Source organism: Nocardioides sp. (assembly GCF_031397825.1).
In the GTDB taxonomy this organism is placed as follows: Bacteria; Actinomycetota; Actinomycetes; order Propionibacteriales; family Nocardioidaceae; genus Nocardioides.
In genome coordinates this window covers 1-14,878 of sequence record NZ_JANNML010000070.1, presented here as the reverse complement: position 1 = coordinate 14,878, position 14,878 = coordinate 1, and the positions used below count along the sequence as shown (strand labels likewise).

The 14,878-nt window shown below is 72.7% G+C and carries 12 protein-coding genes; 1 reads left to right on the top strand and 11 read right to left on the bottom strand.

Annotated elements, in window-relative coordinates; translation table 11 throughout:
* Positions 1 to 37: 37 nt before the first annotated feature.
* The 11 genes from RMN98_RS05780 to RMN98_RS05730 all read right to left on the bottom strand — a co-directional run bounded on the left by RMN98_RS05780 (position 38) and on the right by RMN98_RS05730 (position 13,259).
* The gene (locus RMN98_RS05780; RefSeq protein WP_309647855.1) at positions 38 to 805 is read right to left on the bottom strand and encodes an FHA domain-containing protein; all 768 of its coding nucleotides are present in this window, start codon (positions 803 to 805) and stop codon (positions 38 to 40) included.
* A complete protein-coding gene (locus RMN98_RS05775; RefSeq protein WP_309647854.1) occupies positions 802 to 2,079 on the bottom strand; it encodes a VWA domain-containing protein in 1,278 nt (425 codons plus the stop codon). The genes RMN98_RS05780 and RMN98_RS05775 overlap by 4 nt, the downstream gene beginning before the upstream one ends.
* On the bottom strand, positions 2,072 to 3,286 hold the full coding sequence (locus RMN98_RS05770; RefSeq protein ID WP_309647853.1) for a protein phosphatase 2C domain-containing protein: 1,215 nt from the start codon (positions 3,284 to 3,286) through the stop codon (positions 2,072 to 2,074). The genes RMN98_RS05775 and RMN98_RS05770 overlap by 8 nt, the downstream gene beginning before the upstream one ends.
* On the bottom strand, positions 3,283 to 5,673 hold the full coding sequence (locus RMN98_RS05765; protein ID WP_309647852.1) for a tetratricopeptide repeat protein: 2,391 nt from the start codon (positions 5,671 to 5,673) through the stop codon (positions 3,283 to 3,285). The genes RMN98_RS05770 and RMN98_RS05765 overlap by 4 nt, the downstream gene beginning before the upstream one ends.
* Positions 5,670 to 6,818, bottom strand: a complete 1,149-nt coding sequence (locus RMN98_RS05760) for a hypothetical protein (protein ID WP_309647851.1) — start codon at positions 6,816 to 6,818, stop codon at positions 5,670 to 5,672. The genes RMN98_RS05765 and RMN98_RS05760 overlap by 4 nt, the downstream gene beginning before the upstream one ends.
* Entirely contained in the window at positions 6,815 to 7,807 is a 993-nt protein-coding gene (locus RMN98_RS05755) for a glutamate ABC transporter substrate-binding protein (protein WP_309647850.1), read from the bottom strand. The genes RMN98_RS05760 and RMN98_RS05755 overlap by 4 nt, the downstream gene beginning before the upstream one ends.
* Positions 7,804 to 9,117 carry a hypothetical protein gene (locus tag RMN98_RS05750; RefSeq protein WP_309647849.1) on the bottom strand — a complete coding sequence of 438 codons (1,314 nt, stop codon included), beginning with the start codon at positions 9,115 to 9,117 and terminating at the stop codon, positions 7,804 to 7,806. The genes RMN98_RS05755 and RMN98_RS05750 overlap by 4 nt, the downstream gene beginning before the upstream one ends.
* Positions 9,114 to 10,721 (bottom strand): AAA family ATPase, encoded by a 1,608-nt coding sequence (locus tag RMN98_RS05745; protein ID WP_309647848.1) that lies wholly within the window; start codon positions 10,719 to 10,721, stop codon positions 9,114 to 9,116. Before RMN98_RS05745 ends, RMN98_RS05750 begins: the two co-directional genes overlap by 4 nt.
* Positions 10,714 to 11,226 carry a hypothetical protein gene (locus tag RMN98_RS05740; protein ID WP_309647847.1) on the bottom strand — a complete coding sequence of 171 codons (513 nt, stop codon included), beginning with the start codon at positions 11,224 to 11,226 and terminating at the stop codon, positions 10,714 to 10,716. Before RMN98_RS05740 ends, RMN98_RS05745 begins: the two co-directional genes overlap by 8 nt.
* A 31-nt stretch (positions 11,227 to 11,257) precedes the next feature.
* A complete protein-coding gene (locus RMN98_RS05735; protein ID WP_309647846.1) occupies positions 11,258 to 12,511 on the bottom strand; it encodes a toxic anion resistance protein in 1,254 nt (417 codons plus the stop codon).
* Between the two features lie 88 nt (positions 12,512 to 12,599).
* Complete coding sequence (locus RMN98_RS05730; protein WP_309647845.1) at positions 12,600 to 13,259, bottom strand: hypothetical protein; 660 nt, start codon at positions 13,257 to 13,259, stop codon at positions 12,600 to 12,602.
* 61 nt (positions 13,260 to 13,320) lie between these two features.
* Between RMN98_RS05730 and RMN98_RS05725 the strand changes: the two genes are divergently transcribed.
* Complete coding sequence (locus tag RMN98_RS05725) at positions 13,321 to 14,760, top strand: PLP-dependent aminotransferase family protein (protein ID WP_309647844.1); 1,440 nt, start codon at positions 13,321 to 13,323, stop codon at positions 14,758 to 14,760.
* Positions 14,761 to 14,878 lie beyond the last annotated feature (118 nt).

Genomic DNA, 14,878 nt, shown 5'->3' with positions numbered 1-14,878 from the left:
CTCGGCCCCCGCGGTGCAACATCGCGCCGAGTCGGCGTCAGACCTCGCCGTCGGTCGCCCGTCGTACGACGATCCGGGTCCAGGCGCCGACGTAGATCCGGTCGTCGCCGGCGATCTCCTTCTTCTGCCCCGGAGGCACCGGGGTGCCGGGGAGCGGGCCGACCGAGCTGCCGACATAGGTGCCGTTGGAGGAGCCGAGGTCCTCGACCCACCAGCGCGTGCCGTCGGTGGTGAGCTGGGCGTGGCGACGGCTGATGCCGTTGTCGGAGGAGAGGTCGATGTCGGGGGTGATGTTGCGGCTGCGGGAGGCCCGCCCGACCAGGATCGAGGTGTGCTTCAGCGCCACCACGACCGGGAGACCGGGTGAGGGCAGCGGGTCGGTCGACTTCTGGTCGGTGTACCAGTCGGGGTCGATCCAGACCTCCGCCACCCACGCGTCGGCCAGCTTCGGCGCCGGGTTGGCATCCGCCGGTGCCGCAGGCTGCGCCACGGGCGCGGCCGGAGCAGGATCGGTCGAAGCAGCAGGAGCCGTGCCGCTCGGCGGGGTCAGCGGCCGCGGCACGGTGCCGGTGGTGAAGTCATAGCCGCACGCCTCGCAGAACAGGGCGTTGACCGGGTTGACCGTGGAGCAGTGCGGGCAGGTCGACGACGAGGTGGGTAGGGTCGCCGTCGCCTCACCCGGCACAGGAGGAGCGGCGGGTTCGGCCGACGTCGAGGAGGCGGCCGGTGCCACGCCCATGGCGATGCCGCAGACGTCGCAGTAGTCGGTGGCTGCGGTGTCGTGGCCCGCCGGACAGACGTTCACTTCTTGATCCGCGTGGTCTTGGTCGACGCGGTGTCGAGCGCCATCTCGTCGGCCTTCTCGACGGCCGCCTTCAGCCGGACGGTGCCTTCCCTCTCGTCGTCGATGTCGACGACCTTGCGCAGTTTGGAGGTCGCCTCGTCGTTGCCCGTCTCGGCCGCGAGCTGGACGGCGCGCCCGAGCTTGGTGGTCGCGGTCGCGGCGTCACCGGCGGCCTTGGCGGCCAGCCCCTCCTGGATCATCGAGGCCAGCTCGGTCTGCCCGGTGTAGTGGGCGACCTGCTGGTCGATGCGCGCGGTGAGCTCGGAGTTGTTGGACCAGGTCGCCTTGACCAGCGCCTGCGCCGCGACGTTGTCGCCCAGGGCGACCTGCACCCGCGCCGCCAGCTGCTCCTGGCCGATCGCCTTGGCCGCGACCCGGACCGCGACGTGGTAGTCGCGGGACTCGTCGGCCCACGCACCGGTGGGGTAGCCACCCGTGAGCGGGTTGACGACGACCCGGCGGTCGGTCAGGTCCTCGACGGTCGGAGAGACCTGGCGGACGAAGAGCACCTCGGCGCCCTGGGGAGCCCACACCCGCAGCTGCGCGTCGGAGACGCCGCGGGCCATCGAGCTGCGCATCATCTCCTCGAACTGCGCCTTCATCTGCGAGGGCTCCGGGATGATGTCGACGGTGCCGAGCAGCGCCTGCGAGATGCGGCGCACCTCCTCGACCTGCCAGTCGGTGCCGGCACCGCGGCAGTCGCACTGGAAGACGCCGGTGGCGCGCCGGATGGCGGCGTCGAGAGCCCCGGGCTGCTCGCGGTTCTCGCCGTCGGTGAGCAGGATGGCGTGCTTCTGGGTGACCCCGGGGACGGAGGCGAAGAGCGTGCCCGCGAGGTCGAGCCAGGTGCCGATCGCGGTGCCGCCGCTGCCGACGAAGCGACCGATGGCGACCCTCGCCTCCTCACGCGTGCGGGCGTCCATCTGCACGAGACCGGGACCCGAGGAGACCTGCGGGTAGGCGAGCATCGCGCGGTCGGAGCCCGCGATCACGGCGAACCAGGTGCCGTCGAGGATCTCCGCGAGCGCGGCCTGGGCGGCCTGCTTGGCGGCGGCCATCGTCTGCGGACCCATCGAGCCGGAGGTGTCCACGATGATGATCTCGCCGGCTGCTCCCCCGCCCGACTGACCGGCCGTCCCCGCACCCGCACAGGTCACGGTGACGATCGCGTTGACGTCCGTGCCCCCGTCGGGCAGGAACTCGTTCTGGTAGACGGCGGCGGTGAACTCAGCCATGGGTCTCCTCCTGGGGTGCGGGTACGACGGCAGGGTCGGCGGTCTCGACATGCTGCCCAGCAGCGGGCCCGTCCACGCGTGCGAGCGTGACGGTGATGTTGTCGATCCCGCCCTGGGCGTTGGCGAAGTCGGTGAGGGCGAGGGCGAGGGAGGCCGGGTCGGTCGCGCCGCTGATCCGGATCTGCGCCTGCAGCGCCTCGGGCTCCGAGGCGTAGTTCCACAAGCCGTCGGAGCAGACGAGCAGCCACCCTGGCCCGGGGAGCTGGAGCTGCCCCACGCGCGGGGCGAGGTCGCGGGCGTCGCGCCCGAGCCACTTGGTGATCGCGTGGGCCTGCGGCGAGGTCTCGGCCTGCGCGCGTGGGATGCCGGCGGCGATCATCTGCTGGGCCACCGAGTCGTCCTCGGAGAGCTGCACGCCGGGACCGCCGTCGGGTAGCCAGTAGGCACGCGAGTCGCCGACGTTGGCGTAGGACACCAGGCCGTGCTCGAGGACGGCCACGACGAACGTCGCCGAGGCCGGGTTGGGCGAGTCGGGGGCGGTGGCGGCGATGACCGCGGCGTTGGCGACACCGACGGTGTCGGCGAAGACCTTGGTGACCGCGGCCAGCCGACCGTCGGGCGTGCCCATCCCCTGCGGGAGTGGGCTGCGCAGGTGGTCACGGGCGGCCCGGGCACCGGCCAGCGACGCCACGTCGGAGTCGAGCGAGCTGGACACGCCGTCGAGGACGACGAGCACGGCCCGCTCCCCCGCCGTGGCCGATGCCGAGAGCGCCATCGCGTCCTCGTTGCGGGTGTGCCGGATGCCGCGGTCGCAGACCCCGGCCACCCAGGCGGCGGGCTGCTCCCGGAAGTGGTCCCGCTCGGTGGGCGCCTTGGTCCCGCACTGCTCGCAGTAGCCCTCGACCCCCACCACTCCACCGCAGCTGCGGCACGGCACCCGCTCCGGCACGGCGACAGCGGCGGGCGACGCAGGCACCGGGCGGGTGACCGCACTGATCGGCGCGAGCTCGTCGATCGGGCTCGGGCCGTCGGGGGCAGCGCCCTGGAGCGACACCGGGCGGGCGCTGGGGTCGACCGGCGCCGGCGCGCCGAGGGCGGCGCCGCAGTTCTCGCAGAACAGCGTGCCGGCCGGCATGGCGGCCGCGCAGGACGGGCAGGTCTGCCCGCCGGGCACCGGAGCGGCAGCGGGGGTCGGGGTCGGGGTCATGTCAGCGTCCACATCCGTACGGCGTTGGCCTGGTTGACGAGCTCGACGCGGGCCTTGACGTCGGTCGCGTCGCGCGCCAGCGCCCGGTAGGACCGCTCGAGCCCGTCGCGCAGCCCGGCCTCGGTGGCCGGGTGGGTGCCCACCTTCGCATCCGGGCGTGGGCTGCCGGCCAGCACCACGTCGAGCGCCTGGGTGAGGATCTTGACGGTGTAGGTCTCGCGCGTGCGTGGATCCATGGGCACCGAGCCGATGCTGCCCATCGCCTGGTCGAGCAGGGCGAGGTCGCCCGAGCCGCCGCTGAGCAGCACGTCGGCGCGGAGCTGACGGCTCTCGGGGAAGCCGCGGCTGGTCGAGGGCACCTGGTCGAGGGCCGCGATCGCGCCGGTCATGTCGTGGCGGCGGGCGCGCACCCGGGCCATGCCGAACGCCGCGGGAGCGACGTAGTTGGCGTCGGTCGCGGCGCACGTGGCGTAGAGCCCCTCGGCGACGTCGCCCTGCTGGCCGCGCTCGCAGGCGACCGCCAGCGCGAGCTTGGGGGCGAGCTCGCCGGGCACCTGCTGGTAGACCGCGTTGAACGACGACGTGGCGGTGTCCCAGTCCTCGAGCTGCAGCGCCGCGAGGCCGTCGACCCACAGCGCCCGCCACTCCCACGGGTCCTGGGCGAGCAGGTCGGCGGCGTAGCCACGGGCCTGGGCCGGCTGCTCCAGCTCGAGGGACGCCTTCGCCCGGGCAAGCCACACCTCGGCGCTGCTCTCGGGGGCGTCCTGGAGGTCCTCCAGCCGCTGGGCCGGGTCGTCGGAGCCGATCGTCGCCAGCCAGGCGTGCTGGTCGTCGGTCGTGTCCTCGCGCAGCGCCGGCAGCTGCGCCCAGGACAGGGCGGACGTCGAGGACGACGGCGGCTCGAAGAGCAGCGAGGCGGCCGAGGTGAGCGCGGTGCCCTGGGTGCGCGACGCGACGACCTCGCGCAGCACGCCGAGCAGCTGCGTGCGCAGCTCGTCGGCCGAGGCGAAGCGGTCGGCCGGGTCGGCCGCGCAGCACTTGGCGACCAGCCAGTAGAACGAGTCGTAGCGGGCGAAGAGCGGGGTGGTCGCCGGCGGAGGCAGGGTATGGAGGTAGGTCCCCTGGTAGCCGCGGAACTCCATGCACAGCACCACGAGCGTGCGACCGATCGTGTAGATGTCGGAGGCCACGCTCGGCCCGACCTCTGCGACCTCGGGCGCCTGGTAGCCGACGGTGCCGTAGATCGCCGACTCCTCGTCGTCGATGCGACGCACGCCGCCGAGGTCGATCAGCTTCACTGCGTCGCCGACCTGGATCAGGTTGTCGGGCTTGAAGTCGCAGTAGACCAGCCCGAGGTCGTGGAGGTACTGGAAGGCGGGCAGCACCTCGAGGATGAAAGCGAGTGCCTGGTCGACCGGCAGCGCGTCGTAGACCCCGTTGTTGGCGGTCATGCGCGCCTTGAGGATCTGCTTGAGCGACTTGCCGCCGACGTACTCCATGACGATGTAGCCGGCACCCTCGTGGGTGACGAAGTTGTAGATCTCGACGATCAGCGGGTGCTCGACCTGGGCGAGGAACTGCTGCTCGGCGATCGCCGCGGCGAGCGCGTCGGGGTCGCCGGAGTTGAGCAGGCCCTTCAGCACCACCCAGCGGTCGGAGACGTTGCGGTCCTTGGCGAGGTAGATCCAGCCGAGGCCACCGTGGGCGATGGCACCGACCATCTCGTACTGACCGCCGACGAGGTCGCCGGGCTGGAGCTTGGGCGAGAAGGAGAACTCCTGGCCGCACTGGGGGCAGAAGCCCTCGGTGCGTCCGGGTTGGCCGTCGCGCGAGCGGCCGATCTTGGTGCCGCACTTGGAGCAGCTGCGCTTGTCCTCGGGCACCTGAGGGTCCGGGTTGATCGCCTTGCTGGCGTCGACCGGCGGTGCCGGGGGTACGACGGTCAGGCCGGCCCCGAGGCGGGCGGCACGCATGCGCTGGGAGCCGGCGCGGGTGCGCCGCGTGGACGACGTGCCGCGGGCACGGGCGGACCCGATCGCGGCCGACTGCACCTTGCTGGCCGACGTCGCGACCGACACCTCACCACCCGACAGCGGCTGGCTCTCCCCCGCCGCCGCCGCGACGGAGGCCGAGGCGCCGGGCGCGCCGGCCATGCCGCAGGTGTCGCAGTAGCCGTCGGTGATGGTGCCGCTGCATCCGGGCTGGGTGCACCGAGCGCCGTCGCTCGCCGCGACCGCGACCGGGGCGATCCCCGGCGACGGCAAGGAGGAGGCGGGGGCGGCCGAGGCTGCGGCCGCACCCGGTGCGGCGACCATGCCGCACACGTCGCAGTAGCCGTCGGCGATCGTGCCCGTGCAACCGGGTTGGGTGCAGGTGGGGGCGCTCATGCGGTCTCCCTCGATCTCGCGGCGGCGTCGCCGAGCTGGGTGAGCCAGGTCTGGTAGGTCGTGACGAGCTGACGGCACACCGCCATCGGAGCCGGCTCGCGAGCGAGCACGTCGCGGGCCCGCTGCTCGCTGTCGCGCAGGTCGGGCCGGTCGACGAGCCCCAGCGCGGTCGCCTTGGCGACGTAGGCGTCGAGGAGCTCGAGCAGGTCGGTGCGCTCGGCCAGCGCGGCGGCGTACTTCTCCTGCGCGAGCGACATGGCCTGGCCGACACGGTCGAGGCGGTCGAGGTAGGGACCGATCGCCTCGGGGGTGTTGGGGATCGGTCCGAGCATGTCGACGTCGGGGACGGCGTAGCGCGGGGCCGGGTCGACGGTGCGCACGCAGGTGTCGGCGAGGTGGGTGAGCGCGGCCTCGCGGGCCTCGAGGTCGGCGCGCAGCTCGCGGGCCTTCTGCACCTGGTCGCGGGCGTCGCGGCGGCGGGCGTTGCCCACGATCAGGTCGCGCTCGAAGCGGGTGGCGTCGATCTCGATCGGTCCGAGCAGGCCTCCGACGTCGGCTCCGCGCGAGGCCTTGTCGGCGATCTCCTCGAGCCGGGCCATCAGGCTCGCGAGCTCGTCGACGGCCGCGTCGCGCTGGGCGGCCGGCTCGAGGCCGACCTGGTCGCGCAGCCGCTCGACCTGCGCGCGCAGCTGCTTGATCCGGGCCGCCGAGGCGTCCGCACCGGGCACCAGCGAGAGGCGGGTGCGCAGCTGTCCCGCAAGCGCGTCGGAGAGCCGGCACGCCTCGGGCAGCGACACCACGAGGTCGCCGGGCAGTGTGGTGGCACCGTCGAGGCGTCCCCAGATGAGCGTGGCGATCTTGGCCCGCTCGGCCTCGAGCACGCGGCCGCCGTCCCAGGTCGCGAAGACCAGCTGGTAGCGGTCGGACACGGCCTTCCACAGCGCCAGCGACAGGGCCATGTCGGCCGCCACGTCGGCGCCGCGGTTGGCGGCCAGCGCGGCGGAGTCGAGGTCGTCGAGCTCCGTACGCCGTCCGCGCACCCAGGCCTCGAGGTCGCCGAGGTAGTGCTGGAGCAGCGCCGGCTCGACGGCCTGGCCGATCCGACCAGGAGCGACGGGCGCGGTGAGGGTCGTCGGGACGCTCACGGGGTGCGTCCGTAGATCGGCTGGGGCTGCCCGGCGCCCTGGCCCAGCGTCGGCTGGAGCCACCGGACATAGCTCGCCCGCCAGCTTCCGTCGGTGCGCATCCGCTCGAGGATGCCGTTGACGAAGCGCACCAGGTCGACGTCGTCGGCGTTGATGCCGATGCCGTAGGGCTCGTCGGTGAAGGTCTCCTGCTCGGGCACGACGGCGTAGGGGTCCTGGGCCGCGAGACCGGCGAGCACGGTGTCGTCGCCGGTGATGGCGTCGACGTCGCCCTGCTGGAACTTCACCAGGCAGCCCGTGTGGCTGCCCGCCGGCACGACGACCGCCCCGGGGGCGAGGCGCTCGATGTTGTCGAGGCTCGACGTGCCGGACGGTGCGCAGACCCGCACGCCGTCGAGCTCGTCGACGGAGTCGACGCCCTCGTCGGCCAGGTCCTGGCGGACCATGAGCTTCTGGCCGGAGCGGTAGTACTCGGCCGAGAACGCGATGTCCTCCCAGCGTGAGCAGTTGATCGTCATGTTGCGCACGACGATGTCGACGTCCTGCGCCTGGAGCAGCGGGATCCGGTCGCCGGCGGTGATGACGCGCAGCTGGATGAACCTCGGGTCGTCGCTGCCGAAGATCGCGCGAGCGACCTGCTGGACGAAGTCGATGTCGAAGCCCTCGATCTGCCCGTTGAACGGGTTGCGCGAGGCCATCAGGTAGGTGTCGGCCGAGACGCCCGCGATGAGGCGGCCGCGCTCGCGGATGGCGGCCATCGTGGAGCCGGCCGGGAGCTCGCTGGGTCCGGGCAGTGCGCCGGTCGGGGCGTAGGAGGCGGTGGCCTCGCCACACTCCGGCGGCGTGGTCGGCTGGGTGATGGGCGTGCCCTCCGCGGCCGGGGGCTCGGGCACGCGGGTGGCGTCGTAGCCCCCGCAGCCAGCCAGCAGACCGGAGAGGAGCAGCAGCCCGGTGAGGATCGGGGCCCGGGTGGATCGGCGCGCGCTCATGCGTACTCCCTGCGTCGCTGGGCGATGCCCCACGTCGCGGCTCCCGCGGCCGCGAGCCCGACCAGCAGGCTCACGGAGACGAGCATCAGCGCCGTGAAGGCACCGGAGCGCAGGCTGTCGGTCGTGCGGAAGGCGGCGTCGTCGATGACCTGCTGCGACGCGCTGTCGAAGGCGTCGAGCGCCTGCGACGATCCGCCGGCCTCCGTCGTCGTGGCCTCCGCCACGGCGTCGTCCCAGCTGCCGGCCCCGTCGAGGGAGACGACCTCCTCGTGGCGGGCGACGTAGGCCTCCCACAACGGCAGCGTCTCCGGCGATGCCGCCCCGTCGACCTGGTCGGCGGCGGTCGTCCAGGCCGACTCGTAGGCGTCACCCGACCCGCGGGCGATCAGGCGCAGGCTCTCGTTGGCCTTGGCGTCGTTGGCCGCCGTGCGGGCCGACGCCTCGTCGAGCGCGAGGGCGAAGTCGCCCGCGCGCAGGTCGTCGTTGCTGCCCGAGCGTTGGGCGCTCACGAACGTGCCGAGGAGCGTGACGACCAGGATCATCAGCGCGGCGGCGGCCAGGCCCCGGTTGATGGCTCTGCGGAAGCGGCGCGCCAGCTGGCGGTTGACCCACCACAGCAGCAGGATCGCCACGGCACCGGTGAGGAGGAGCGGCAGCGTGTTCTGCCCGTCGAGCTCGGTGTCGGCCCGCTCGGTGTTGGCGCGCACCAGCGACTGGAGGATCCGCACCGCGTCGGTGCGCAGACCGGCGCTGGCGCCCTTGAGGTATTCAGCACCGACGGGGAAGCCCTGCCGGTTGTTGTCACGGGCCTGCGCGTTGGTCGTGGCGTACGCCGCCACCTCGGTGTTGAGGGCCGCCAGCGCCTCGCGGTCGGCCGGCTGTGCCTCCGCGGCGTCGGTGATCTGGCGCAGCACCTGGTCGAGCGCGGCGTCGTACTCCGCCCGCTGGTCGGCCGGCTCGAGGCCGCCGATGAGGAAGGCGTTGGTGGCGAGCGCGTCGGCGCGGAACAGCGAGGACTGGATCTGCTGGACCCGCACCAGCTGCTCGGTGTTGTCGGCGGCGCGACCGGTGGCCTGCCAGGCGAGCAGCTGGAACAGCGCCGCGAGCACCCCGAAGGCCACGCACGTGGCGACGGCGATCGCCTGCCAGCGGTTGAGCAGCCGGGGCACGTCCTCGGTCGTGGGGGTCGGGCGACCGGCGAGGCCGGCGCTCGCCTGGGCGCGCGTGGCCGGGGTCGCGACACCGGGGGGTGCCGGGATCGGGGCCGCCCGGGGCACGGGGGCCGGGCTCGGGGCCTGGGCCTGGCTCATGTGGGCTCCTCCTCGACGGGCGTGGTCTCGACGGGCGTGGTCTCGACGGTGGGCTCAGCGGCCTCGACCGGTGCGACGTCGGTCGCCTCCGGTGCGGGGTCCCAGTCGACGGGCTCGCTCGGGCCGTCGGCGACGACCGGGTCGAGGTCGTCGGCCTCGAGCGTGCGCAGCTGCTCGAGGGTCGGGGCGTCGATGTCGCGCAGCCGCCAGGCGTGGCGGCCGATGGCGGCCTCGAGGACGTTGCGGACATACCGCGCGTTGCCGAACTGCGGGCCGCGCTGGACGGCACCGAGCAGCTCGCGCAGCCGGTCGAGGACCGGTTCGCCGGCGTCGTACTCGGCACCGGCGGCCATGACGCCGAAGATCTTCACGAGCTCGTCGTCGGTGTAGTCGGCGAAGTCGATCTGGGTGCGGAAGCGGCTCTCGAGCCCGGGGTTCTGCGCGATGAAGACCTCCATCGGCACGGGGTAGCCCGCGACGATCACGACCAGGTCGTCGCGCTTGTCCTCCATCTCCTTGACCAGCGTGTCGACGGCCTCCTGGCCGTACTGGTCCCCGGCGAGCGAGTAGGCCTCGTCGATGAAGAGCACGCCGCCCTCGGCGGACTTCACGACCTCGGCGGTCTTCATCGCGGTCTGGCCGAGGAAGCCGGCGACCAGCTCGGAGCGGTCGACCTCGACGAGCTGACCCCTCGAGAGCAGGCCCAGCGCGCGGTAGATGCCGGCGACGAGCCGGGCCACCGTGGTCTTGCCGGTGCCGGGGTTGCCGTTGAAGATCATGTGCCGTGTGATGGTGGGCGAGGTGAGGCCGGCGTCCTTGCGCAGCCCCTCGACGCGCAGGATGGCTGCCTGGCGGTGGATCTCGGCCTTGACGTCGGTCAGGCCGACGAGGGTGTCGAGCTCGGCGAGGAGCTCCTCGACACTCTTGGGCTCCGGCTCGGTGGGCTCGGCAGGCTCGGCAGGCTCCTCGGGCTCTGCCGGCTCGGCGGGAGGCGGCTGCGTGGCGACGGGGTCGCTGTCGGGCGTCCCGGGCACCACCAGCGGGGGGCGGACGTCGTCCTGCTGGAGGTCGAGGTTGAGCAGCTTGTCCTGGACGTTCTCCAGCTGGTCCATCATCTGCGCGAGGAAGTGGTCACCGGCGCGCGCCTGCTCGTGCGGCTGCGTGAGGTCGAGACCGGCGCCGTCGGTCGTGGTCGGCACCGGGGTGGGCGCGGCCTCGCCGAGCTGGGCGGCCGCAGCCGTTGCGGCGTTGCCGACGGTGCGCGGGTTCTCCTCGCCCAGCGAGGCAGCAGCCAGGGCGACGTCCGCCAGCGCCTTCGCGTACGACGGAGCGTGAGGTGAGCGACCGAGCGCGAGGCCGTTCATGGCCGGGGTGGGAGCCGAGCGGTAGCGCCGCCCCCGCGACGCCGCGTCCATGAAGTCCTCCGACGAGCGGGCGCGCCCGGTCTGCTCGCACCAGTCGACGAAGGCGCCCCGAGCAGGCTCGGCGATGGTCGCGGCCAGGCACTCCCCCTCGCGGCGGGCCGTCGCGGCGTCGACGCCGGCGCTGGCGGCGACCGCGGCCAGCGCGTCGAGGGCGGAGGAGAGGCTGAGGGCGTCAGTCATGCGGGGATCCCAGGGTGAGGTCGGTGCCACCCGAGTGGCCGAACTTGCTCTCGAGGAACATGCCATGCGCCAGCAGCGCCTGGGCGTCGGCGCGGTTGGCGGCGTCGAAGATCTGGTCCATGGTGGCGCCGAGGAGCTCGAGCTGGTCGATGAGCACCATCAACGAGGTCTTGTAGCCGTCGATCGGGCGGGTGTCGGCCCACTCGCGCGGCAGCCGGAGGTAGCCGCCCACCGCCTCGGGCAGGTAGTCGGTCGCCGTCGCGACGACCGAGTAGCTCTCCATGCTGCCCAGGCCGAGGTGCCGCAGGCGCGGCAGCGTGTCGTTGATGGTGCGAGCGATCCGGATGACGCGCGAGGTGACCACCGGCGGGGCGTTGCCCTCGCTGAGCATCGCGTTGACCCGGTTGAGCGAGGCGAGGATGTCCTGCTCGGTCGGCGCGGCGGGCACCGACGACACCGGCTCGTCGCTCCTGCGTCGTCGTTGGAGCCATGACTTGAGACTCACGCTGTCCTCGGGCCTCGGGGGTGGGGGTTGCTCAGAGCGTCGGGACGGAGGAGAGGTCGAGGGTGCCGGTGGCGTTGCGGGCGTCGTGGGCCTGGACCCGCTCGAGGTAGGAGCGCGATTTCACGACCTCGGTCTCGAGCACGCCGATCGTCGCCGACATGGTGTCGAGCGCCTTGAGCTTGAACTCGTCGATGGAGTCCATCGTGGCGTAGATGTTGGCGAAGGCCGCCTGCAGCTGCTCCATGCCGATCGTCGAGGATGCGGCCTGCTCCTGGATCGCCGCGCTGTTCTCCTTCAGCATCTCCGAGGTCCGCTGGATCATGGTGGACGTCGTGGTGTTGAGCGCCGTGATCTGGTCGAGCACCAGCTTCTGGTTGCCCAGCGCCTGGGCCACGATGACCGCCGTGCGCAGCGCGGAGATCGTCGTCGTCGAGGCGCGGTCGACGCCCTTGATGAGCTCGATGTTGTTCTTGATGATGATGTCGATCGCGAGATAGCTCTGGATCGACACCGCCAGCTGGGTGAGCAGGTCCTGGTGCTTCTGGCGCACGTAGAACAGCACGTCCTGGCTGAGCGCCTTGGCGGCCTCGGGGTCGGAGAGCTCGAGCTCGGCGATCTTGGCCGACAGCTTGGCGTCGAGGCGCTCGGCGACGTAGACGTACTGGTTGAGCCGGCCCATGACCGCCCAGAGGTTGGTCTTCTCCAGGTTGAGCGCGACGTTGTCCTTGGTCAGCTCGTCCTGGCCGTTGCGCAGGGCGTGCAGGATCCCGTTGAGCTGGCTCTGGCTGGACTGGTACTTGCGGAAGTAGTCCTCGACCTTGTCGCCGAAGGGCAGCCAGTCCATGAACTTGCGGGCGCCCTTGGCCTCGCTGGGGTCGAGGTCCTCGACGGTGCGGCGCAGCTCGAGCAGCGTCTTGCCGACCTCGGAGCCCTGCGAGAGGCCGCCCTCCTTCAGGGCACGGACCGGCTGGTTGAGCATCCGGTTGGACGTCTCGGCCGCCTTGCGGATGTCGGCGTCGCCCATCGTGCGCACGCTCTCGGCCTGCGCGGCGAACTCCGGGCTGCGGCTCGCGGCGCTGGTCAGGGCGGTCATGAACGTGTCGACCTTGGTGTCGAGCTCGGGGATCGCCTCGGCGGAGACCTGGGGCGCCATCTTGGGTGCCTGGGTCTCGATCACCAGGGCGGGCGGTGCGGGGGCGGTGAGGGTGAGCACCGCGTCGGGCGGCGCCAGGGGCGCGGGCGCCGCGGCAGCAGCGTCGTTCTCGGGACCGGGTGAAGTCGTCATGCTGCCTCCGCGTGCTCGGACTGGACTGGCCGACTGGACCGTCGGCGGCAGTCTGTCACGGCGGAGAAGGAGACGTCTCCAGCGCGCCCTATCGCCTCAGGTCGACGACGAAGATCGGCAGCAGGACCTGCGTGATCGGACCGATGGCGAGCGCGAAGACGACCGTCCCGATGCCCAGCACCCCGCCCAGGAGCAGGCCGATCAGCACCACGCCGACCTCGAGCAGCGTGCGCACCAACCGGATCGAGAGTCCCGTGCGCCGCGCCAGGCCGGTCATCAGACCGTCGCGCGGGCCACGGCCGAGCTGGGCGCCGATGTAGAGCGCCGTGGCCAGCCCGCAGGTCAGCACGCCCGCCACCATCAGCGCGATCCGCAACGCCATCGCGTCGGGACGGTCGAGGACCAGCAGGGTCGCGTCGGCAGCGAGGCCCACGACGACCGCGTTGGAGATCGTCGCGAGACCCGGCATCTCCTTGAGCGGGATCCAGAGCACCAGCACGACGAAGCTCATCAGGACGACGGCCTGGCCGAGGGTGATGGGCACGTGCCGGATCAGTCCGGAGTGCAGCACGTCCCAGGGCGCGAGGCCGAGGTCGGCCTGCACCATCATCGCCAGCGAGGCGCCGTAGACCACCAGGCCGACGTAGAGCAGCGGCAGCCGCACGGCCAGCCGGCCGGCGCGCAGCTGGGCGATCGGCCCCAGCTCGGCGAGCGGCACCGTGGCGGCAGGTGTCTGGCTGAGTGTCATGAGTCCAGCCTGCGCCAGATTGGCCCTTGATCAAATAGCCAATCGTGAGACAGTGGACTGCATGAGCACGTCCACCATCTCCGCCGCGCGCACGGCCACCCTGGTCGGCCACTTCGACCGCTCCCCGGCCTACGCCGGCCTCGCCGACGCGCTGCGGCTGCTCATCGGCGACGGTCGCATCGGGCTGGGCACTCGGCTGCCGAGCGAGCGCGAGCTGACCGAGGCACTCGGCGTCTCGCGCACCACGGTCACCCGCGCCTACGCCGCGCTGCGTGAGAGCGGCTACGCCGAGGCCCGTCAGGGCTCCGGCACCTTCACCCGCGTGCCTGGTGGCCGGGCCCGCGCCCACGACCGGTCCCTGCTGCCCAGCTCGGGCGACCGCGAGGCCATCGACCTCAACTGCGCCGCGGCCTCCGCGCCGCCGGGAGTCGCCCAGGCCTACGCCGAGGCGGCCGCCGAGCTGCCGGCGTACCTCGGCGGTCACGGCTACTTCCCCGCCGGGCTCCCCGAGCTGCAGGCCGCCATCGCGGCGACGTACGACGCCCGCGGGCTGCCGACCGCGCCCGAGCAGGTCATGGTGACGCCCGGTGCGCTCTCGGCGGCCGCGATCGTCGCCCGGGCCTTCACCGGGGTCGGCGACCGCGTGCTCGTCGAGTCGCCCGTCTATCCCAACGCCACCTTGTCGATCCGGCAGAGCGGGGCGCGACTCGCCGGCGTGCCCGTCGACCCCGACGGCTGGGACCTCGGGGCGGTCGCGACCGCGCTGCGCGAGACCGCGCCGCGACTGGCCTACCTGATCCCGGACTTCCAGAACCCCACCGGACACCTGATGAGCGAGGCGCAGCGCGAGGAGTACGCATCGCTGCTGCGGCGCGCGCACACGGTCGCGGTCGTGGACGAGGCGCACCAGGCGCTGGCGCTGGACGGCCAGCCGATGCCGCGTCCCTTCGCCGCCTTCGCGCCCGACACGATCACCATCGGCAGCGCCAGCAAGACCTTCTGGGGCGGTCTGCGGCTCGGCTGGATCCGCTCGCCCGAGGGGCAGATGGAGCGGCTCACCGGCGCCCGCGTGGGCCTCGACCTCGGCGCGCCGGTGATGGAGCAGCTCGTCCTCGCCCGGCTGCTGGCCCGGGGCGAGGAGGTGGTCGACGCGCAGCGCGACCGGCTTCGCCCCCAGCGTGACCGCCTCGCCGCGGCGGTCGCCGAGCACCTCCCCGACTGGCGCTTCCGGCTCCCCGGCGGCGGGCTCGCCCTGTGGTGCCAGCTGCCCGGGCCGCTCGGGACCGCGCTCGCCGACGAGGCCGAGCGCCGCGGCGTCATCATCGCGCCGGGCCCGGTCTTCGCAGCCGAGGGCGGGCTCGACCAGTTCGTGCGGATCCCCTGGACCCGCTCAGGCGACGAGCTCGAGGAGGCCGTGCGCCGGATCGCGACCGCGTGGTCCGTCGTACGCGACCGGCCGCAGGGTTCTCGTCGCGGCTCGGCCCGGGTGATGGTGGCCTGACCCGACAGGGAAAGTGCGGGACGTTTTCGCTTTTGGACGGCCCTTTTTTCGATTGCGTCATGGCGAATTCACGAATTCAGCCGGTCAAAAGGAATTTCGATTCGTTCGCCAATCGAGC